This is a genomic window from Pelatocladus sp. BLCC-F211, from assembly GCF_041928655.1.
Lineage (GTDB): Bacteria > Cyanobacteriota > Cyanobacteriia > Cyanobacteriales > Nostocaceae > Pelatocladus.
Window position 1 is genome coordinate 18,602 of the sequence record NZ_JBHFLM010000009.1, and the last position, 22,140, is coordinate 40,741.

The following is a 22,140-nucleotide window of genomic DNA, read 5'->3' on the forward strand; positions in this document are numbered from 1 at the left end:
TCCAATATTTAGGTTAGGGAACAAAATAACCGTTTTACAAAAAGTTCGTATGATTCAAAATAACCCGGAAATTATACTCACCGTTAAGGTGATAACTACGCTGTAGAAAAAAAATGACATAATTGCATGTCCCAGTGATAACCGTCGCATAGCAGACGAAGTTATTTGTGTGTCGGATGTCTGGGATGTCATGCCAAGAGTGAACGTAAAATAGAGAAAGTCTAAGTAGCAGGGAAGTTCTACATTAGAAAACTCTAAGCCTCCCATTGCTTCCCCTTCAGAACTTAAGTCATTGCTGCGGTAATAGAATGCCGCATAGTTCAATGTAAACATTGTCTGCATTAGAACCCAGGAGCTAAAAATCGCTACAATAGACAATCCAACTGGAAGAGTAAAGGAATCCTTATGTTTCGCTAACACGACTGCGATCGCAAAGAGACTGCTAAAAGCAATAAATACAACAAGTAAAAAAACAGCAAGATGATCAGCTTCTCGCCGCTGGGCGCGATCGCGAGTTTTACCAGGAGTAGCATCAAACATCATAAACCAAGCTAGGGCTACAAAGCACAGAACCCCAGCACTCCAAGCTGCAAGAATACGTAGTTCGAGCATGGAAGATGGCATTAGCAAGAAAACCAAAGCAGCTAACCACAAAGATAGAATTGTGCGGTATTTTGGACTTAGATTTTTGCAAGTGATGAGTAAAGAACCAAAATTCATAACTAATTTTCAACTAATATCATCAATAACTGCTAAAAATAGCAAGTATGATTTTTGCTACAAGACAAACTTCAGTCTAAATCAATCCAGAGACAACATTAACACTGGAACCCAGTATCACCATATAGAAAAGAAAAGATACAATTCCATGTCCTAAAACCAATTGGCGCATCGATAAGGATGTAATTGAGACATCAGAGGTTTGAGCTGTCATGCCAAGAGTGAAAGAAAAATACATAAAATCCCAGTAATTAGGCTCTTCCTCACCTGGAAAGTCCAACCCCTTTGCACATTCTTCTGCCTGATTTATTTGTTCTCGACGATAGTAGCAAGTAGCGTAGTGGAGTGCAAAAACGGTATGGGTTAAACACCAAGAACAAAGGACTGCTATCAAAGACAAACTGACTTCAAGAACAAGAGCAGAAGTTGGTACATGTTGATTGTTTGTCTCCATCAGCCCAATGGCAAAGATACTAGTGCAAGCAGTAATTATAACCAATAAAAAAGTTACTGAATGTTGTGCTTCTTTGCCTTGAGCAAGATAGTAAGTTTTTTGAGGAGTAGCGCTGTTTGCCATCAACACAAACAGCATTAAGAAACAAAGAACACCAGAGATCCAAGCAGCAAGAATTTGAATATCTAGGTGCATAAAGTCTGGCATGATGATAAAGGCTGCCATCCCCACCATTATTGATACTCCCAAACGACTGCGCGAATCTAAGTTCTTGAGTAAGCTAAGTAAAACTGCTAATCTGGTTTGCCCTACAAACAAAAAGTGGAGGGCTTTAACTTTGCCAGTATTAACTTTATTGCCTGATAAGAATTTCATAGTTTTTTAGAGGTTCAAGGTTAGTAGCAATCGGGGGCTTTAACCCAACCTAAACAAGATGGAAATTAAAAATTTCTACTTGCTTGTTGAAATCAGCTTTGTTTAGTAACCAATCTGAATTAACTAGAAGACAACAAAGTATTTTGTGCGTCAACAGTCTGCAAGAGTACTCTACGCCGCTAGGTCATTTATCTATAAATTGACGGTTCAATACAAGAATATAGTTGAATAGCATTGCGAAACCAGAGGTACTCAAGCACTTATCAACTTCAAAAAATTTTTTGCAGATATTCTAGTAGTATATACACAACAGTAATCTGTGTAAAGAATTTAAGCTGCTCACATCTTAATTAATCAGGGGAAATAGATATTACCCTACTGCCTGCTTGACTCTACTGAAAATAATATTTGCTATGGCTATTTGCATCTAACGAGTAACAAGTTCCACAACAAGCCATAATATATAGTCTCTACAAATAGAGCTAGTGATTGATCCTTAAGTTTGTAAAGGCACGAAATATCAAGCCCTTACACTGAAAACACGAAGTTTCAGCAGATAATTCCGATCAAGCGTCTCTTAGAATTACTAATAGCTGACGGCTAATAGCTAACGGTTTGACCAAATTAGCAACTAGCAATTGGCTACTAGCAGCTTTAATCAATATTTTTCCTGATTTGTCTGCATACTTGTTTGTGATTAATTATGAGTGAGTTTGATTGGAGACTAAGATATCATTGCTATAAAAGATACAATAATTTGCTAAAAGTCAAAAAAATGTTTCATCATATCTACTTTTTTAACAAAAACTTAATGTTGTTTCTAGTACCTTATTTTCCTGATACCATGTAACATGGATTGGTAAAGGTAGAAACATATAGAAAGTTTAGCTACCTGTTTTCCTACAGTTTTTACTCTCACTATTTCAGCCTTCTTGTAATTGCTTGATGTAGCTATTGGAGATTCGTTTCTGCTTTTTCATTCAATATTTGAAGTGACATACCTTCAATAACCTAAGATTCGAGTTGTTTAGATAGCTCCAGCTTGAAGCAAGCAGGTTTATCTATCATTTTGGAGGTTAATTTATAATGTTAGAACTAGAAGCGCTTTTGCTTGGTCTTGAACCTATGACTGCTGCCGTAATTGGAGTTGGAGCATTGGTTTTAGTACCTGTTGTTAGTGCTCTTGATTCTGCAACCGGACACAATGTTTCAGAATCTGCCAGGGGTGCGGCTAAGACGGGATTGATTTGGACTTTCGAGGCTATTGACAAAGCTCAATCTACTTTCGCTGAAGCAAGCGAATCCTTCAAGGATTTAGTGGCTGAAGCTAAAGCAGATCGCTCATCTTCCAAAAACGGAACAGTCGAAAGTACTCCCCGTGAGGTAACTATCGGTTAACCTCTGCAAAGCATGGAAGTGAACACCTAACGTCTTGCCAGAGACTGATAGCCTCTCGGTTGTCAGTCTTTATTGACTAGCCTACTAGTTATCTTGAAACAAATTTTGCCAATAATTAAGCCACCTTCGGCACTCCTCTGTGAACCTACGCAGAGGAGATAGAGGTGAGGTTAAACGGGAATTACAAGTAATCATGCAAACTTGATATTAATTCTCCTGATTTCTAATCAGGAGAAAAGAACTTTCCTCTATCGGAGATTTTTTACCATGCTTGAATATCCAGAGTTCTTTAACTTACGCAAGCTAACGATCAGTCTTGCTATTGGACCATTTGCTTTTCTTGTGCTGGTCATTCTCACTGATTTATCAGCTCATTTGTTCATGACTCAACAAACAGCAGATGCTCTGTGTGCAAATGCATATCCTCAAGATCATCTTGCAAAACTTCAAGCGAGTGAATGTCGATAGCGCTTTGCTACTGGATCAAAATCCCATGCTATTCCTTCTGGATCTCTAGCCTGAGTCCATATATGAAACTCAGGCTTTAATCTTTTGTTGGTAAGAGACTGAGATGATACTCCTAAGCGCTTTGCCAATTCAGCCTGTTTGAGTGCTTTACCATTTGATGAATTGTATTCTTCAAGATTTTCTCGACTGATTTTTTGAGAACTGCTTCTCAGAGGAGGTAAGAAGTTTGTCTCAAAAAGTGGGCGCGAACCGTTTAAGAATTCAGCTACAAAGGCTGTACCATTATTTACAATTACATTATAAACAGGATTTACACCCAATAATATTCCACCACCTATTTGCATAAATAGGTTAGGAATGACTATAGTTGCAGTGTTTTCGTAGATTGTTTCCATTGCTCGCTTGGCGATCGCAATGGCATGTGTTACTCCGCGTAAATCATCTTCTAAAATGACAACATCAGTTGTGGTATGGGGAATCTCACTCGTCTTGGCAAATGAAATGGAGACATGAGCGTGAGCAAGGCGCACTGCCTCATCTTCTTCATCTCCCACAAAAGCCACTGTCTTACCTTGGTGCTGCAATCCACGAATCAGATTAATTTTTTGGGTTAAAGGAACTTCTGCACAGACTTGATGGGGATGAATTCCTAACTGAGTTGCAATCTCAACAGCGATCGATTCAGGAGCATCAGAAACTAAGTAAATATCTATGTTTTGACCCTGGAGAATGGCAATAGTTTCCATAGTTTCAGGGGAATCTAAAGCCAAGACATCGATATCAAAGACAATAGCATCGATTTGCGCTAATGCTTCCAAAACACCACCACTGCGAATGTAGACTCCATGTTGCACAGCATAGATCAACGCTTGTAGGACTGTTGTCGAAAGCGAAATTGGAATACCACTGCCAAAATCAAATTGGTAGGGTGAGATAGCAGCACCAATATTACCCGTCATTAAATAAATTGTGCCACCTAAAGCGAGAGTTGGTAAAATTGCATTCCTAACGAATTCTGCTTGCAAAGCACCAATTTTTGTATCGTGAACAGGCGCTAATTCAGTGACCAGAGCAGCTAAACCAGCACGAGTATTAAGTCCTATTCTTTTCACCAAGACACATAAGCAACCTTCAAGCAATATTGAAGAGGCGTAGATATCTTGTCCTTGAGAGCAAACAACAGGTGTAGAACTACCTGTTAAATTCTGGGAATCGATTAAACCATAACCATAAACAATGATCCCATCTACCAAAATCATTTCACCTGATTTAATGATGATGCGATCGCCTTCCTGTAAATTGCTTATATGGATATGTTGTTCTTCTCCATCCAACTCTACCCAAACATACTGATCTAATTCATTTAATAAATTTAAAGACAGCTCTTCTCTAGTCTGGGTTGTATTTCCCCTCAGAGTTCTCCTAATTTCTACCAAAGCTGTCTTGAGTGAAGGTGCGATAAATTGACCTTGGACAGCCTGCATAGTCATCCAGGCTGAATCCAGTAGATCAATATTAGGCTGACGTTGATTGAGCAGACTATCAGCAGCACGGTTAAACCAAGGTGTTGCAGCTCCAGCAATTGCTAAAACTAGAATCAAAGGCGGTAACTCCAAAGGAGCTGCTAACAAAGCCAAACTCAGGCTGAGGAGAGGAAATCCTAAATCCTTCCATTGATTAACTTCCGGTTTCAGGTCTTCTCCAGGTAGAGATTCTGTAAAAGGAATTTCAATACAATCTACCGCCTGGATACAGCTAACAAACTTTTCCAGCGCCATTGTGCTGCAAATATCATCTTGATAATGGACAATGAGTGAACTTGCTTGTGCATTAATACGAACCTCAGTCACAAATGCTAGGGATTCAACTAGTGTCTTTAGTTTGCTAGCAAAGTCTGAATCATGAGCAAGTTGAGGTATACGAATACGATAACGTCCAAAAGTAGAGTGAACGACCTGGTAGCTCATCGCATCAAGAGAATCTTATGAAAGGGTTTTAAATCTCACATTAGTTAACATCATAAGCTACAACTGAAACAAGTCAAAAGCTTTTGTTGTAAAACTATGTGAGAATTGTTCAGTGTTTTGAACACAAAGAAAACACCTGTAACTGGCATAAGCCATCAAAGCTGATTAAGTCAAAAGGCTTCTATGGCACACTAGTTAGTTCTACTTTGTTGTTTTCTATGTATATCTACCACTCATCAATCACCCTAAATTATCTCTTATTCCTGCGATATTCAGCCAAAATCACCCTTCTTTCGATACTAAGCTCCTCCACTACCAACAATGTCATTCCAAATAAAATCACAAAACCCAGAATAGAAACTAATAGCATCTCATTCATAAAACTTACTCCTCATATAGCTCTTTGTTCTGATAGAATATATAAAAAATCGTAATACCTTCTCTTCCTAAGTAGGTAATACTTACTATCCAAAAGGTCTAACTTCCACAAACATTTTAAATAAAGATAAGTAGCTCAACTTTAAAATAGCTGTACTAGCTATTTGGTATGAATTGATGAAAATCAATATAGTTTTTTGTTTGATGTTTAGTATTTATGTTTGTTAAAGATAATTAATTTTTTAATTATAAGATTTTAAATGTGGTAGTTTTTCCTTTAGGCAAGCGATCATCTCAGTCAACTAAAATATTGTCAAATACACTCTGCTACGACAATCGTAATTAATAGTTTGTCACAGCAGTTTATGCAGGCGTTAAAGGCAATTCAGAGTATACATAAAATACACTCTAACCGTTGGATAACAGTTTTTATCCTTCAAATTCAATGTTTCTAACCTGAGAACATTTTGTCAATTTTTCTATTAATTTAGACGTAGCAATGCTACGTCTCTACACACCCGTGAATTGTAAATTTATATTTTGATTCAGCAACGCCTGTGTTCTTCTTGGCAGTATTGGCATCGATGCTCCGAGTAGCCACTGTACGTCTATGGACAACTAAGAGTGGGATAGGAGTAATTAACAGGAGAAAATTTTTTTAATTAGGAGTCTCAACAATGACTCAAAAACAGGTAATTCTGCTACGTATGTTGGTTTTTTTGCCAATTGCATTCATAGCAGAATGGCTAGATTTTCCCGTCATCATTGTTTTTATTGCTTCCGGCTTGGCAATAATTCCTCTAGCAGCATTTATTGCTGATTCAACAGAAGCGATCGCTGAGGTTATTGGCCCATCTTTGGGGGGTTTGCTTAACTCTACCTTCGGTAACGCAACAGAGTTAATCATCGCTATTGTTGCACTTAGAGCCGGACTGGTAGATGTAGTCAAAGCTAGCATTACAGGTACAATCGTTGCCAATCTTCTCTTAGCACTAGGGGCAGCAATTCTGTTAGGAGGATTGCGCTTTAAAGAGCAAAGCTTTCAACCAACAGTTGCTCGTATTAACGCTTCTTCGTTGAATTTAGCATTAGTAGTGCTGCTTTCCCCAACTGCTATTAATTTCACTTCTACAGGCTTGCAACCTGCAACAATTAATCATTTTTCAATAGTTGCTGCTTTGTTGTTGTTACTTTTCTATGGGTTGACTTTGGTTTTTTCCATGAAAACCCACAAATCTATTTATCAACTCAGAGAGCTAGAAGAAACTAACCAAGATGCACTTGCATCTGAGAAACATAAGACTGGTTTATGGAAGTCAGTTGGAATTCTGCTCATTTGCACGATTGTTCTGGTCTTTGTATCTGATACTCTAGTAGCAAGCCTACAAGAAGCGATTTCTATTTTAGGTTTATCTAGTCTTTTTACAGGCGTTATTCTCATTCCCATTTTTGGGGGAGCAGTGGAATATATCACCGCTGCCACCTTTGCGATGAAGAACAAGATGGATTTAGCGGTGGCAGTTGCAATGGGATCGAGTTTGCAAATTGCCATGTTTATTGCTCCTGTTTTAGTGTTGGTGGGTCAGTTAATGGGGCAATCAATGAATTTGGACTTCAACCCCTTTGAAGTACTCGCAGTGGCGATCGCAGTCTTAATTACCAACTCTATCAGCACCGATGGTCAATCCAATTGGTTAGAAGGAGCTTTGCTTCTCATTACCTATGCTGTTGTTGGCACAGCATTCTACTTTCACCCTTAACAACAATACAGTTCAACAAGGGTGTGTAGACGCGCTTTGCGCGGCTTCCCCCAGGGTGGGGATAAGGGTGTAAGGGTGTAGGGGAGATAAGAAATAAGGGGGCAAGAATATTTAACTTTCTTTCCTCCTACACCCCTAAACTCCTATACCCCTTGTCCAAACCCTTAACAGTGCTAAATCTCCCATCCCAATTTTTTTGAGGTCATCTCCATGTCAAGTGAAGCAAGAATCAAAGCTCAATCCTCAGATATTGAAGTCAAAGCAGAGGTAATCGAAGTTTATTCTCAATCTTCCAGTATTCAGTTAGCTAGAATTGCGACTCAAAAAGCTCCTCATTTAGGATTTTTCGCCACAGTTGCGAATGGCATCGGACAAGCAATCAGCGATGCAGCATGGCAAGTAGGAAAAGCTGTGACTGAAAACACTGCTGGTATGGCAGAAGTAATTAATGGCATGGCATACCAGGCTGGAAAAACGGCGCTGGAAACAGCTGCTAATGTTGGAGAAGTTCTTGATAGCGTCACACCTCCTGGTTTAGCATATTTGTCTGCAACAGCCAACAATATGGGTGAAGTGATTGGAAGTGCTGCTTTCTTAACTGGAAAAATGGTAGCAGGAACAACTGCTGGTTTTGGCGAAGCGATCGGGAATACCACCTCCCAAGCTGGCCAAGCTTTTGCTCAGACAGTATCTGAAGTAATAGAAAATATTCCCTCTCCTGCATCTAAGACCAAAATTCAAGAATTTGGAGGCAGCTTGATAGGAGCTACTGTGGGAGAAACAGTAGGGGGAACAGTTGGAGCTGTTGTAGTTGGGATAGCGATGGGACCAGCAGGCGTGATTGTTGGTACTCAAGTAGGCAGTGTAGTTGGTTTTACTATTGGATCACAGCTTGGCGAAGATGCGGTGCGGCAAGTCAATCAGGCCACTCAAAAAAATTCTGAAACTGTTTCTAATGTCAAACCATTATCTTCTCAACAGCAGAAAGGAAGTTGGTTAAGCAATGCTACCTGCAATTTCTTAGGTGAAACTGGTACAGCTGTTATCGGTGGAGTGATTGGAGGTACAGTACTGGGACCAAAAGGCAAAGAAGTTGGCAAAAAAATTGGCATGTTTGTAGGTAGAAGAACAGAATGGAACCCTAACATCAAAACCACAGATCGTGTCGAAGTTGGAGGTGAAGAAGAAAAGCAACAATCTTAATATATTTGTTTGTCACATATATTTGTCACATATAGAAACTACTCCACCCTCCGCGAACAGAGTGAGTAGGGCGAGGTTTCCACATCCCCACCTGAATCCTTACTATTCGACTTTCAACCCAGTTAAAATTCCATGCAGTTGACTAATAGAATTCATTTCCGAAGCTTACGCGGTGACATTTTTGGCGGTGTCACCAATGCCATTGTTTCATTACCAATAGCCCTGGCGTTTGGGGCGGCTTCTGGTCTAGGACCTGTAGCAGGTCTTTATGGATCGATCTGTGTTGGCTTTTTTGCATCTCTGTTTGGTGGTACACCAACTCAAATTTCTGAACCAACCGGACCAACAACCGTATTTATGACAGCAATCGTTAGCGCTATGATTGCTAGAAATCCGGAGAATGGCATGGCGATGGCGTTTACGGTGGTCATGCTTTCCGGAGTGTTTCAAATCCTCTTTGGCATCTTTCAGTTGGGCAAATACATTATCCTCATGCCCTATAGCGTTGTTTCAGGCTTCATGTCTGGAATAGGCGTGATTCTAATTATTCTTCAGATACCACCATTTCTAGGACATGCAGCCCCAGAAGGGGGTTTAATGGGAACGCTAACCAGGCTACCTCAACTTCTGACAAACCTGAATCCTGTCGAAACCAACCTAGCAATTATAACGATGGCAATTATTTTCTTAATGCCCTCGAAACTTAAGCATTATTTTCCACCACAATTGGCAGCATTGGTCATCGGTACAATCATTTCCTTTACCTTGCTCCATAATGTGGAGTTAAGACGGATAGGTGAAATCCCGTCAGGACTACCGACTCTGTACATGCCTACCTTCACACCCACTCAAACCGTGCAGATGTTCATCGATGGAGCCATGCTGGGTATGTTGGGTTCGATTGATGCCCTGCTGACATCGGTCATTGCTGATAGTATGACGCGCACGGAGACTTATGAAGATCAGGAATTGGTTGGTCAGGGAATAGGGAATTTAGTTGCTGGTTTTTGCGGTGGGCTTCCCGGTTCTGGTGCGACGATGGGAACTGTGATCAATGTCCAGGTAGGAGCTAGGACTGCTCTTGCAGGTTTGATTCGTGCAGCGCTGATGTTGGTTGTGGTGTTATGGGCTGCTGATTTAGCAGAAAATATTCCAATGGCGGTACTAGCGGGGATTGCTTTCTCGGTGGGAATTGAAATGCTCGATTGGAACTTCTTGAAGCGATCGCATAAGGTTCCCTGGAAATCAACCTTGATTATGTACGGAGTACTGCTGATGACGGTGTTTATGGATTTGATGGTTGCTGCTGGGGTGGGAATGTTTATTGCTAACCTCTTGACAATCGAGCAATTGAGTAATGTACATGCTCAACAGATCAAAGCAGTTTGTGATGGAGATGATTCTATTCCCCTGAATTTGGAAGAAAAGGAGTTGCTTAATTTAGCCGATGGGCGAGTCTCATTGTTCTACATGGGTGGACCGATGAGCTTCGGGGTGGCAAAAACCATCGCTCGCGAACAGTTAGCCATCAAGAATTGTGATACTTTAGTGATTGATCTCAGCAATGTTCCCTATCTGGATGAAACTGCTGCGTTGGCGATCGAAAATGCCATCAAAGATTTTCAGCAAAAAGGCTGTCAGGTGTTTATTGTTGGTGCAGTTGGCAGAGTTAAGCAGCTGTTGGAGCGTCTTGACATACTCAACTTAGTACCCTGTGAAAACCTGTTTATGGATCGAACCTATGCCCTGAAACGAGCAGTCGTGATGGATAAGGTTGAAATCGGTTTGCAGACTGGTTGAGTTTAGGGGGCTTGTACCCTGTTCAGAATTATCGCTCAAAATCATACTGAACTGATAACTAAAAATATGTCTTGAAAGTTAACTTTCAAGACATATTTTAATTCATAATATTTTTTTTGTTAGCTCCTCGATATAGCATTCTTAAGTCATTTGTTAGAGACAAGATCCCCGACTTCTCACAGTCGAGGATCTTATTTTCAAGCTAGGTTACTGCTTCATGTTGCTGAGATGAATCATTTGAGCCATTACCATTATGGGAAGCAATGACATGATACTGGGGTAGTTCTAAAGCTACTAGAGGAGCGCTGGTATTGGCAAATTGTCCTGGGGTTGGCCCTGTTTCAGAATCGTAGTCACTCAGCTGACTCTGAGGATATACATAGCCATGACTCACAGAATCATATGCTAGTACTTCACCTGTCTCAATGTGATAAATCCAGCCATAAATCTTCAACCTACCTTGATACAACCTAGAGTGAACAATGGGGTAAGTTTTCAGATTTTCAATTTGCGTTAGGACATTTTCCGCGATCGCAATCTCCAATAATTCTTCAGACTGGAATGTTCTGTAGTTGTCTTTTACTAATCTTCTGGTAGCTTCCGCATGTTTGAGCCAGTCATAAACCAAAGGCATTTCTTGTCTGAGGTTATCCAGTGTCAGCAATCCTTTCATCGCTCCACAGTGGGTATGACCGCAGATCACAACCTGTTCAATATCCAATGCTTGAATTGCATATTCTATCGAAGCTCCTTCACCACCATTAGCTGCTCCATAAGGTGGAACAATATTACCTGCATTGCGAATGACAAACAACTCACCTACTTCAGCCTGAGTAATCAAATTTGGGTCCATCCGGGAGTCGGAGCAAGTAATAAATAGAACTCTAGGTTTTTGACCATGAGAAAGTTGCTCAAACAACTCCAGATGGGTAGAGAAATAAATGCTTTTAAACTGTTGTAGACCTCTAATTAATTTTCTCATAAGCTAAGTACTGTTGTGCGTAAAATTGTCGCATAGTCTGGTAATCGGTAATAGGAAAAACCAATTACAAACTATTACGATTTACCTTGCTTAAGGAGTTCGGGGTCTGCATTTCCAAAATCGCCATAGAGAAAAACCCAGCAACCCTAGCATGATAGACCAACTGGTTATGGTAGAAAAATCCAAGTTATCCATTAGGTAATCTAACTTCAAATCAAAGTTTTACATTTAAGAGATAGGTAGGTTTCTCCTGACAAATATCGCCAGTTCTATGACTAATGCAGTTACTGCTTCTGCAATCCATTCAGCAATCAAGCCAATTACTATTTCTGTAATAAAGATGGCGATCGCTTCAACAATCACCGATCTTACCCACTCTACCAAGACATTAACAATAAATTCAGTAATAGTTTCCGTTACTAATGTGATTAACCAACCCATACATTCACCTATTATGGAATCAATTCAAAATCTCAAATCCAAAATTGCATGACCTAAGCCTGTCCTTGCTTTTCTTCAAAAGCAACTATCAAATATGGTTCTTCAAATTTACCTGATTGAATAGATAACTTTTGCAAATCTGGAGGTAAAAAGATATTTCGCCGTTGCTCGCCTGCTTCAACTGTCAGTTCTTTACCATGTTGAGTTAATTTAACCTGTTTTTTAGTGAATCCCGGTAAAAATACAAATAATTGACGAGATTCTAGATCAATCTTGAGAGGTAAAGGAGCCTGATGATTATCGTTAAAATCAGGTAGTGCTTCTAATAAGGGATCCCAGTTATGCTCTTTTAAAGCTGGAATGGAAGTAACATTCAAGGGAGCAAAGACTTGCTGTAAATCGGTTAGGTCGTTACTTTCTTGACACTGATAAGCCAGAACACCACTCACTATTAAGTTTACCTGTTGAGCGCTCCCCCAAAGCCATTTAGTCTCAGCGCTCGCTCCCGGTTCATTACTAGTCACTAGGTAAGATGTCAGCCTACCTGCATCTCCCACAACAGCCATACCTTCAGCAATCCAACTACGGATTTGCTCTAAACCTTGTTGCACTTTTTCAGTATCCACATTTGCCGAAACAATCGCAGAAGCAATTGGCCCACCAATAGAATCAGCAATTTTGTGTAAGCTAAATCCCTCAAACATCTTGCCAAAACGCTGAAAATACCAGTCCAACATTCCTGGTATGCCTAACATCCGCAGCGTTTCTAAATCTCCCCGACCATCATAGACTATGACTTCATAGTCGCCACTTTGATAGTATTGGCGCATAGCATTGAAATAGAGGAGACTGTCAAATCCAGGGAACAAAATTAACTCCCCTGAGTAGATCTCTTCAGAGTCAGGCATTGGGATATAGAGGGACAGTAGTTTTTTAACTTCTTCCCAGGTTTGGTCAAGCATTATTGTAGGTTGTAGCTGCACAGCTTGGAGATGGGGAGCTACAATCTGGGGGATATTCGTCAGCGGAGTTTTCAACAAAATTTCAGCATTGGGACTAGGGTTATGAGTGACAAATAGCACTTCTTTCCTCTGTTGAGAAAACCATTTGGCAGTAGCGATCGCTAGCGTTGTATGCCCTATCCCTGCTTTACCAATAAATGTAATAATTCTGCTCATTGAAATATTAACCTTTCACTCTAGAATTACTGGAATTGATGTGAAAGTTAGGTGTTAGAAAAACTCTAGCCAGTATGAGGTAGAGTTAATTAACCCAGACTAAAATATTCAGGTAATTCTATGTGAGTAAAGATGAATTAGTGAGATTGACTAATTTTTTGAAAAAATTGACCAATTGTGATACAAATTGGTCAATCAATCAGGAATTTAAGGTTCTAAAGAACTAAAGCAAGCCGCAGCTACTAGAAGAAATGGAGTACCAGGAACCAGAGGCAGAAGTATCCCAACAACACCTACAACAGCGGATATCGAGCCAACAACAATTCTTGCGGCATTTCTCATCTGCTTAAACATAATTTATTTGTCCAAATACTTACGATTTCCTACTAATTGAAATGTACCAGAAAAATTACCCCTTGACTCAGAAAATTAATAGTGCGTTACTATACTAATAGTTGATTGCAATGATAAGGTAAAATTCATCTATTTGCCCTAGTTTTAGTATAAAGTTCTATCATCCTTGCATTGGATTTAGTGGTAAGGTGATGTTAACGGTAATGTATTCCCTTAAACCATACATTTTGAGGTACTTATGTACTCTTCCTTCAGCATAGCCCCTAGAAAAAATGGTTGGACTCAACCGTTCAATCGGTTTATGAACACACTTGGGTTGTTGCTCCCCAATATTCTGTTATCGCTGGTCATATCTATTATTGGCTCAATCATTCTGACCATTTTTGCCTATGGGTTGAGCGCGATCGCGGGGTTTCCTATCATGCCCTTTTTCCTAATTATCATTTAACTCAGACGGTGCTTTAGCCAGAATGCTAACAGTGGCATTGCTATCTGATAGCTATATTTAGAACCGTAAACAAGTCCTTTTTGTTCCAATCCAGCAAGCGCCCCTTGCAGACCTCCTCCTCTAGAAAGTTGATGTTTCTCAATATATTCGCGTGAGTGAGGGCTATCAGTTGGGTCAAGAGCTAAACTTTCTAAAACACGAGCTTGAATGGGTGGCAGCAATAAAAGCAACGACTCGAAAGTTAGAGATAGGTCTTCCACTAAACTTAGAGCACTACGATGGACGTGGTGAGTTTGAATCAATCCGTCTTCAAAAGAATAAACTATTGGTGATGAAGGATGAACTAAAGGATGACTTAAAGATTGCAGATCAGAGTTCGTGACTCCAGATGCATTTTTTTTAGTACCTTCATCCTTCATTCTTGCAAAAGCTCGACAGTCTAGCCATATACGACGGGCAAGAGCTATGGCATCACCAAGATGACCTTGGACGTAGTTGAGAAACATGTTGAGTGCTTGACTCTCTGCTTCAAACTTTAATCCTTCTACTGCCATCACATTTATAACCCAAGACTGGAGAACTTGGCGCTCAAGAGGTGCTAAGGTAACGACATGCAAATTGCTTTCATAAACCCAGGGTTCTGTAACTGTAGCAATTAGGACATAACTGACACGGTTTTGCCGCTCAACTTCCTGGCGCACGTAATCTTCCCACTTTCCAGTTCGATCCCAAGAACGAATGTGGGGAAAATTTTGAAATACTAACACAACTCGGCAATCCAGCCATTCTGCCATCACTTGCGGCAGGGTTAGAAGAGCTTGTAGGATAATCCAGTTATCCTTAGATGGGACGTGCCAGACTAAGCGGGTTCGTCGTGTCAAATATTGTTCCAGAATCAACGGATGTTCTGTACTCCATCGTTGGATGAGTTCTAGTTCGCCTGGATCTGAGAACACTTCTACTAGTTTCTCTGCCAACAGTTCCAAAAAACGGGAAGAATTTGTCGCTCGCAGACAGTCAATTTCCAAAACTCTCGCTCCTACCTGTTGGGCAGCCCAACGGATGAGCGCTCGCCGCCCATTTCCTGGAACACCTGCTACCATCAGGTCGCCATCCTGAGCAAGAATTGTACTGACTTGCAGTAGTTCTGCCTGTCTGCCTACTAAATATCGGGGAATAAAAGGATTGCTGACCATTTTTTCAGGGAGTAAGGGTTAGGAAGTACGATACACTTAAGGTAAGAGTCATAATAACTATAATTTTAGATTATAGTTAATACTATTTAATAGTATTTAAATCTTTTACAAATACTATTATTTATTGTTATAGATATATAAGATCCTATTTGAGTTGTGAAAAATTCAGCCCACCAAGATCCCCCACTTTTTGGAAAAGTGGGGGATCTTGTTTTTCACAAATCGGTACTTCTGAACTAGTATCCGCCAACTTTGGTAATTACCAATTATTAAAAGCACTGAAGAGTGATATTAATAGATCTTATGTTCAATACTATTTAATAGTGCTGTATAGTAAGATGAGTACTATTAAATATTGCAAGTAGACATAGCAGCATTACTAGGAATTTCAATCCATGTCTTCTAGTACCATATCAGACTCAGCTTTTGCCAAGCCTGAAGCTCCGGCTTGGCATACCTTGGAGGTTAATCAAGCACTTCAGAAGCTGAAAGGCGATCGCACCTCCGGTTTAACAACCACACAAATTACAGAAAAACGGCAGCGCTATGGTTCTAACGAATTGGTAGAAACGGGGGGACGTACACCCTTAGAAATCTTGTGGGACCAGTTCAAAAACATCATGCTGCTAATGCTGATTGCAGTTGCAGTCATCTCTGCAATTTTGGATATTCGCGAATCTTTTACAGGTGGGAAGTTCGTGTTTCCCAAGGATGCTGTCGCTATTTTTGTAGTGGTAATCTTGAATGGTGTACTAGGCTATATTCAAGAAAGTGGTGCCGAAAAAGCCTTAGCAGCACTAAAAAACCTAGCTTCATCAAAAGTGCGAGTCATTCGGGACAGCAAGCCAGTAGAAGTAGAGTCAAAGGAGCTGGTGCCAGGAGACATAATGCTGCTAGAAGCTGGAGTCAAAGTAGCAGCGGATGGACGCTTGGTAGAAGCTGCGAATCTGCAAGTGCGAGAAGCAGCCCTCACAGGAGAAGCACATGCAGTCAACAAACAAGCAGAAGTGCTGTTACCAAAAGATTCGCCTTTGGGCGATCGCATCAATTTAGTTTTCTCTGGCACTGAAGTTGTTCAAGGACGGGCAACAGCCATAGTCACTGAAACTGGAATGCAAACAGAACTGGGCAAGATTGCAACCGCACTCCAATCAGTGGAATCTGAGCCTACCCCCTTGCAAAAGCGCATGAGCCAACTGGGAAATACCCTAGTAACGGGTTCCTTAATACTGGTGGCAATAGTCATAGTGGGCGGTACAATTGTTCATCCCTCTCTGTTTGAGGAATTAGTAAAAGTTTCCCTCAGCATGGCAGTTGCCGTTGTTCCAGAAGGTTTACCAGCAGTAATCACCGTCACCTTGGCACTGGGAACCCAGCGAATGGTAAGGCGCAATGCTCTCATTCGCAAACTTCCTGCTGTAGAAACTCTTGGTTCTGTCACCACCATTTGCTCAGACAAAACTGGAACTCTCACCCAAAACAAAATGGTAGTACAGGCACTGCATACACCTAGTAGTTCTGTCAGTATCACAGGAGAAGGGTACAGTCCTGAAGGTCAATTTTACGAGATGGGTATGGTAAACCAACCATCTAAAATGATTTCGCCTCAACAGCAGCCAGAACTTTTAGCACTCATGCTTGCCTGTGTGTTGTGTAACGATGCAATTTTGCAAAAAGAAAGTGGTGAGTGGGCAATTCTCGGAGATCCCACAGAAGGAGCATTACTATCTGTTGCAGGTAAAGCTGGACTCCGCAAGCATGAGCAAGATATCTATTTCCCTCGCGTTGCAGAATTCCCTTTTTCCTCAGAGCGTAAGCGTATGAGTGTAATGGTGGAAACTCACACAGGCAATGAACAACTTTCTGTGTTCCATAACCTACACCTTGCACCCTACGTTATGTTTACCAAGGGATCGCCAGAGTTAACCTTAGAACGTTGTACTCATATTCAGGTGGGGAATCGTTGGCAACCTCTCACAAATGAACAGCGTCGAACAATTCTCCAGCAAAATAATCAGCTTGCGGGTCGAGGTCTGCGAGTATTAGGATTTGCCACTAAGCTTTTAACAGAATTGCCGCTCGAAGCTTCTGAAGATGTCTCCGAAAATGAACTGACATGGTTAGGCTTAGTAGGAATGCTAGATGCACCCCGTCCTGAAGTCAGAGAAGCAGTAGCAAAATGCCGAGCAGCAGGTATTCGCCCTGTCATGATTACTGGAGATCATCAGTTAACAGCGCAGGCGATCGCTGAAGATTTAGGTATTGCTAAAGTAGGTGACTTATGTCTTACTGGACAGGAATTAGAAAAACTGAGCATGGCAGACTTGGAAATAGAGGTTGACAGAATCAGCGTCTATGCTCGTGTTTCACCAGAGCATAAGCTGCGGATTGTCCAAGCACTGCAACATCGCAACAATGTAGTGGCAATGACAGGAGACGGAGTTAATGATGCTCCAGCATTAAAACAGGCAGATATTGGCGTGGCAATGGGAATTACAGGTACAGATGTCAGTAAAGAAGCCAGTGATATGGTGCTATTAGATGACAACTTCACCACAATCGTATCAGCCGTAGAGGAAGGGCGTGTTGTTTACATCAACATTCGCCGCTTTATCCGTTACATTTTAGGCAGTAACATTGGAGAAGTCCTAACTATTGCTGCTGCACCCTTACTAGGATTAGGTGGTGTGCCGATGTCACCCTTACAAATTCTTTGGATGAACCTAGTAACAGACGGTGTTCCTGCCTTAGCTTTAGCAGTTGAGCCAGGTAGACCGATTGTCATGCAGCAGCCACCCAAAGACCCCAAAGAAAATATCTTTGCCAGAGGCTTGGGAGCTTATATGATTCGGATCGGCTGTGTTCTAGCGGTAGTCACGATCTCGATGATGGTCTGGGCATACGGCTTTACCCAACAGAACACAGCAGGTGGAACACTTGATCCAGACCGTTGGAAGACAATGGTATTCACTACCCTCTGTCTAGCTCAAATGGGACATGCACTTGCTATTCGTTCCAACACTCGTTTATTCATTCAGGTCAATCCCTTCTCTAACCCCTTTATCCTTGCTTCTGTGGTTTTAACCAGTATCTTGCAATTGTTGCTGATTTATATCGAACCACTCCGAAACTTCTTCGGCACTCACTACATTACCTTCCAAGAGCTAATGGTTTGTATTGGCTTCAGTGCTATTATCTTTATATGGATTGAGGTCGAGAAGCTATTTATCCGATGGTTCTTCCGTCGGCAAAGAGGCTAAATTCAGGGCAAACGCACCTTAAACTGATGATGATCTAGTTTGGGGATAGTTAGTATTTACCCAATGGTAAAGATGGGCGACGAGTAACGGCTCGTTCCAAAGGTAAGGTGGAGCGACCGTTTCGCTGCGCCAATCGTACTGCCTAAAGCTTCTCGCTCTGAATCCAATTTAGGTAAACGATAGTTTTCTACTCGACGACCGTAGCGGTCAAACCAATCTGGTTGAATGTGGGCAGTTAACCACTCTGGTACGGCTACTGCTAAACTATCCAGGGCAGAACGCATTCCTTCTCCTAATGTTTCTAGTCGAATGGCACTAAGATAAGCTAGAAGTCAGTAACTGTAAGGGTTAGAAAAAAGGATCTGTGTAGAATGAGGGAGTGGAGGCAAGAAAAAACTAATTCGCGTAAATATTACGCGAATTAGATATTCAGATTGAGTATGGTATGTTATCCTTAAAATTTGAAATTACTTCTTATAAGAATTAAGCAGACTTTAAATCAATATGATACTGTTGTCTTGATTTTTGCATCAAGGGGTAAGCTTTAGGACGACGTTTTCTCACTCTCGGCTCACAGCGACCAGATCTTAGTGGTACTTCTTTATGAATAAGTATTTTTAACAAGGTCTGGTAAATTCTGTCGCGAATTTGGTTAGAAACATTTAAGAATTTATCCGCATACGCACAAAAAGCCCTGTCTCCTAAAAGCACATCTCCCGGATTTAAAAACTCGTATAATTTTCTTGCAAGTTGAATGTCATGCGTATTAAAAACATCGATAACTAAGGCAATTACAGCACCTGTCGCTATACTAAAAAGCACTCCTATTTTACCCGGATTTCTCACAAACAATAAAAAATCGATTTACATTACCTGATGTAAGATATTTTGTTGCTACATTACCAATTCAAATTTACGCAGGGAGACAAATTAAGTGTAAATCGGCAATTATAAAGATAAAATAGCTACTGTATTTTTATTGATACTGAAATCGAAGTGCTTTGTTCATGAAATAAAGCATTACAAAACTAGACTCGGATAAAACTAAGCCTAAAGTATCATTAATTCGAGATTCACGAAATGCACCTTGACTTTACATTAAGCGGTATTTGGGAGTATTTTTAAGTATCTGTAAGCAGCAGCAAAGATATGTTTGTACGGACAAGAGCTACTAATTGCAATTAAAACCCGCTGTGCGCTTACAGTAATCAGTGCTCCTAACTTCAATAATTTTGTACGAATAGTTCCAACAGTAGCATTTTGTAGTTCCGTCTTCACTAAACATTGTTGACGCAAGGCATTCATCAAAACGTAAGCAATAGAAGAAAACCATAATCGTAGTTGATTTCCAGCGAATGTATGTGTGCTGGTTCTATCACTAAAAAGTTCCAGTTGTTGTTCCTTAAAGCGATTTTCCATCTCCCCCCGCTTACAGTATTTTTGTGTGTAGAGTTGACTAGGGGGTACTTTATTGGTAGGAAGAGAAGTTACAACGAAACGAATATTAGTTCCCTTTGCCCCATACTCAACCTTAGAAACAACACGACGACTACGACTCCAAGATTCACGGGTTTGATAATCTAACGACTTATACCAAATTGAGTTATTAATCAGGTTGCCAGCCAATTCGGGAAGTTGTTCATCTGGTTTAAATACGGTTTCTAAAAATGAAACTACTGTTGATAATTTTTGCTCAAACCCAAGCTTCGCTCTATCTTGAGTCGTCTTAATCATCTGAATTAAACGGTTGTTTTGTGCCAATCCAAAAACGTAGTCAACTCCAGTCTGCGACTCACACCATGTCATGATATCGTCCCTGGAATAGGCACTATCTCCACGTACTAAAATCTCAACATTCTTCCATTGTTGACGTATTTGTTGAATCACTCTCTGTAGTTCTGATAATGCCCCTGCTGCTGGGTCTACATTTGACGCTCTCAGTTTGGCTGCTAACAAGTGTTTTCCACAGAAAATATAAAGTGGAGCATAGCAGTATCCTCCATAATAAGTATTGAAGAAAACTTGCTCCTGATTCCCATGTACTAAATCATCGGTTACATCTAAGTCCAAAATAATTTGTCGTGGTTCTTTAGAGTAAGATTCTAGAAATATTTTCACAAATAATCTTTCAATTTCTTCTGGAGAATGCCCAATTTTATGATAACGACTATCGCTTCCTTGTTCTACATCTTCAGGACAATGTTCCAGCCGATTTAATGTGCTCTTTCCTGCTAATACTGTCGGCTCATTCTCTAGTCCTATTTTTTTCAATACTGCTAGAGCAAACATCGGGTTATGACGTAATTCTTCATGGTCATTCAAGTCTTCGTATCCCATGATCAACCCGTATATTCTTTGTTTAATTAAACTTTCTATTGAATGGTCAATTCGATTTGGCTTTCGGTAATCTTGGAAACACTGTGCAAACTTTGATGTGATTTGCAGTTTTCTGTCTATTTCAGCAATTAAGCTCAATCCTGCATCTGATGTTACCGTCCCACCCTGGAAATTAACTACAACCGGGCGTGACTTTTCAACTAAGAATTTGAATTGTTTTGGTGTACGATCTGTTAATATTGGGGTCATGCTTTATAGCTGCTGAAATGCTTATCCTATATACATTTTCGCACTTTTTGACCCCTTTTTTTATCTCTTTGTGAGAAATCCGGGTCCTTGTCGTAAATATTATCTCCTTTGTTAATGAACCTGCGGAATGTGGGATAGATTACTCACTTCCCGAAATTTTTTAACTATGGATACTATCTAGGTGTAAGGGGTGTTTTAAGTTAAATAGGTGTAGAGAAAAAACCTTCTCGCAACCATAATTTATTGGGTAGCAGGAAAAAGATTGTAGAATATAAGTTCGCGCATAAAGTGAAAATGTCGCAGATAAAGTGAAAATTTGTTGCAGATAAGATGAAAATGAGTGTTTGTAAATTAAGCTACAAAAACTCACTTTATCTCAGTATGGGCAAGACAGTTGAAGGCAGTTGGAGCGAGAAGAATCACAAATACTGGATCTAGGAAAGTCATTGGCAAATTCCCCAGCTTGAAAATGAACAGCACTATCTGGTGGGAATCGCAAATCGAACGGGACTACATCTATTTATTAGAGATTGACCCAACAGTGCAGTCTTACAGGAGCCAACCTTTTAAGTTGACTTACCTTCATGCTGGTAAAACCAGAACCTATACCCCAGATTTCTGGGTAATTAGACCCCGATGTCAACAGGTCGTAGAAGTCAAACCAGAGAGTAAAGTTAACGATTCTTCATATCTCGAGTTGTGGAGGCACATTATTCCTTTGTGTAGAGACATGAGCATGGAGTTTGTGGTTGTCACCGATGTGATGATTAGGCAGCAACCGCAGCTAGATAATATAAAGTTGCTCTACAAGTATGCTCGCAATCCGTTGAGTCTACAACAAATAATTGAATGTCAACGTTATTTCACACATAGAGAACCAACACCTCTAAAAGTTGTGTCTGTTGAATTGGAGCCAAAAGGAATATCTCTAAACCTCTTATTCAAACTCCTGTACGTTGGTGTTCTTTCTTGCGATTTCATGCAACCCATTGGCGCAGACAGTCTAATTAAACTATCCCAATTTAAAGGTGATAAGCTGTTCCACACCTAATTTGCATAAAATGTAAACTGGATAAACTCGTGAAGCTACTACTATGCCTGCTCAAGGATACTTGAATCAATCACAGAAAGAAAGTTTACAGAAAGCTCTATCAGAAAGTAACAATCCACAA

Annotated in this window: 17 protein-coding genes and 1 pseudogene; 7 read left to right on the forward strand and 11 right to left on the reverse strand. The window is 40.5% G+C overall.

From position 1 onward, the window contains the following. Window positions 1-54: 54 nt before the first annotated feature. Entirely contained in the window at window positions 55-720 is a 666-nt protein-coding gene (locus ACE1AT_RS00560; protein WP_374865396.1) for a DUF1345 domain-containing protein, read from the reverse strand. A gap of 76 nt (window positions 721-796) precedes the next feature. After that, a complete protein-coding gene (locus ACE1AT_RS00565; protein WP_374865397.1) occupies window positions 797-1,549 on the reverse strand; it encodes a DUF1345 domain-containing protein in 753 nt (250 codons plus the stop codon). A 1,086-nt stretch (window positions 1,550-2,635) separates the two neighbouring features. Between ACE1AT_RS00565 and ACE1AT_RS00570 the strand changes: the two genes are divergently transcribed. Both ACE1AT_RS00570 and ACE1AT_RS00575 read left to right on the forward strand, forming a co-directional pair. Then, window positions 2,636-2,947 carry a DUF5132 domain-containing protein gene (locus tag ACE1AT_RS00570; RefSeq protein ID WP_374865398.1) on the forward strand — a complete coding sequence of 104 codons (312 nt, stop codon included), beginning with the start codon at window positions 2,636-2,638 and terminating at the stop codon, window positions 2,945-2,947. Window positions 2,948-3,214: 267 nt separating this feature from the next. Continuing rightward, window positions 3,215-3,415: a hypothetical protein gene (locus ACE1AT_RS00575; protein ID WP_374865399.1), complete on the forward strand. Its 201-nt coding sequence runs from the start codon at window positions 3,215-3,217 to the stop codon at window positions 3,413-3,415. Here ACE1AT_RS00575 and ACE1AT_RS00580 read toward each other — a convergent pair. Continuing rightward, the gene (locus tag ACE1AT_RS00580; RefSeq protein ID WP_374865400.1) at window positions 3,394-5,382 is read right to left on the reverse strand and encodes an HMA2 domain-containing protein; all 1,989 of its coding nucleotides are present in this window, start codon (window positions 5,380-5,382) and stop codon (window positions 3,394-3,396) included. The two genes, ACE1AT_RS00575 and ACE1AT_RS00580, sit on opposite strands and share 22 nt — an antisense overlap. A gap of 1,055 nt (window positions 5,383-6,437) precedes the next feature. Here ACE1AT_RS00580 and cax point away from each other — a divergent pair. The 3 genes from cax to ACE1AT_RS00595 all read left to right on the forward strand — a co-directional run bounded on the left by cax (window position 6,438) and on the right by ACE1AT_RS00595 (window position 10,523). Then, window positions 6,438-7,520, forward strand: a complete 1,083-nt coding sequence (cax, locus tag ACE1AT_RS00585; RefSeq protein ID WP_374865401.1) for a calcium/proton exchanger — start codon at window positions 6,438-6,440, stop codon at window positions 7,518-7,520. A gap of 210 nt (window positions 7,521-7,730) precedes the next feature. Next, window positions 7,731-8,723 (forward strand): hypothetical protein, encoded by a 993-nt coding sequence (locus ACE1AT_RS00590; protein ID WP_374865402.1) that lies wholly within the window; start codon window positions 7,731-7,733, stop codon window positions 8,721-8,723. Window positions 8,724-8,855: 132 nt separating this feature from the next. Then, window positions 8,856-10,523, forward strand: a complete 1,668-nt coding sequence (locus ACE1AT_RS00595) for a SulP family inorganic anion transporter (protein WP_374865403.1) — start codon at window positions 8,856-8,858, stop codon at window positions 10,521-10,523. 202 nt (window positions 10,524-10,725) lie between these two features. Here ACE1AT_RS00595 and ACE1AT_RS00600 read toward each other — a convergent pair whose 3' ends face one another. From ACE1AT_RS00600 to ACE1AT_RS00620, 5 genes are all read right to left on the reverse strand, one after another. After that, window positions 10,726-11,505 (reverse strand): carbonic anhydrase, encoded by a 780-nt coding sequence (locus ACE1AT_RS00600; RefSeq protein WP_374865404.1) that lies wholly within the window; start codon window positions 11,503-11,505, stop codon window positions 10,726-10,728. Window positions 11,506-11,733: 228 nt separating this feature from the next. Then, a complete protein-coding gene (locus tag ACE1AT_RS00605) occupies window positions 11,734-11,946 on the reverse strand; it encodes a hypothetical protein (RefSeq protein WP_374865405.1) in 213 nt (70 codons plus the stop codon). 53 nt (window positions 11,947-11,999) lie between these two features. Further along, complete coding sequence (locus ACE1AT_RS00610) at window positions 12,000-13,124, reverse strand: ArsA family ATPase (RefSeq protein WP_374865406.1); 1,125 nt, start codon at window positions 13,122-13,124, stop codon at window positions 12,000-12,002. Window positions 13,125-13,331: 207 nt separating this feature from the next. Continuing rightward, window positions 13,332-13,478: a DUF454 family protein gene (locus ACE1AT_RS00615; protein ID WP_374865407.1), complete on the reverse strand. Its 147-nt coding sequence runs from the start codon at window positions 13,476-13,478 to the stop codon at window positions 13,332-13,334. Window positions 13,479-13,922: 444 nt separating this feature from the next. Then, complete coding sequence (locus ACE1AT_RS00620; RefSeq protein WP_374865408.1) at window positions 13,923-15,122, reverse strand: ATP-binding protein; 1,200 nt, start codon at window positions 15,120-15,122, stop codon at window positions 13,923-13,925. Window positions 15,123-15,517: 395 nt separating this feature from the next. On the opposite strand from ACE1AT_RS00620, the gene ACE1AT_RS00625 reads away from it, so the two are divergent. After that, on the forward strand, window positions 15,518-18,382 hold the full coding sequence (locus ACE1AT_RS00625; protein ID WP_374865409.1) for a cation-translocating P-type ATPase: 2,865 nt from the start codon (window positions 15,518-15,520) through the stop codon (window positions 18,380-18,382). Between the two features lie 128 nt (window positions 18,383-18,510). On the opposite strand, the pseudogene ACE1AT_RS00630 reads toward ACE1AT_RS00625, so the two are convergent. From ACE1AT_RS00630 to ACE1AT_RS00640, 3 genes and pseudogenes are all read right to left on the reverse strand, one after another. Continuing rightward, window positions 18,511-18,693, reverse strand: a pseudogene (locus tag ACE1AT_RS00630) (IS5/IS1182 family transposase); the annotation flags it as partial. A gap of 172 nt (window positions 18,694-18,865) precedes the next feature. After that, on the reverse strand, window positions 18,866-19,228 hold the full coding sequence (locus ACE1AT_RS00635; RefSeq protein WP_374865410.1) for a hypothetical protein: 363 nt from the start codon (window positions 19,226-19,228) through the stop codon (window positions 18,866-18,868). Between the two features lie 252 nt (window positions 19,229-19,480). Then, window positions 19,481-20,968: an IS1380 family transposase gene (locus ACE1AT_RS00640; protein ID WP_374865411.1), complete on the reverse strand. Its 1,488-nt coding sequence runs from the start codon at window positions 20,966-20,968 to the stop codon at window positions 19,481-19,483. Between the two features lie 469 nt (window positions 20,969-21,437). On the opposite strand from ACE1AT_RS00640, the gene ACE1AT_RS00645 reads away from it, so the two are divergent. Then, complete coding sequence (locus ACE1AT_RS00645; protein ID WP_374865412.1) at window positions 21,438-22,019, forward strand: Tn7 transposase TnsA N-terminal domain-containing protein; 582 nt, start codon at window positions 21,438-21,440, stop codon at window positions 22,017-22,019. The last annotated feature ends 121 nt before the right edge of the window (window positions 22,020-22,140 follow it).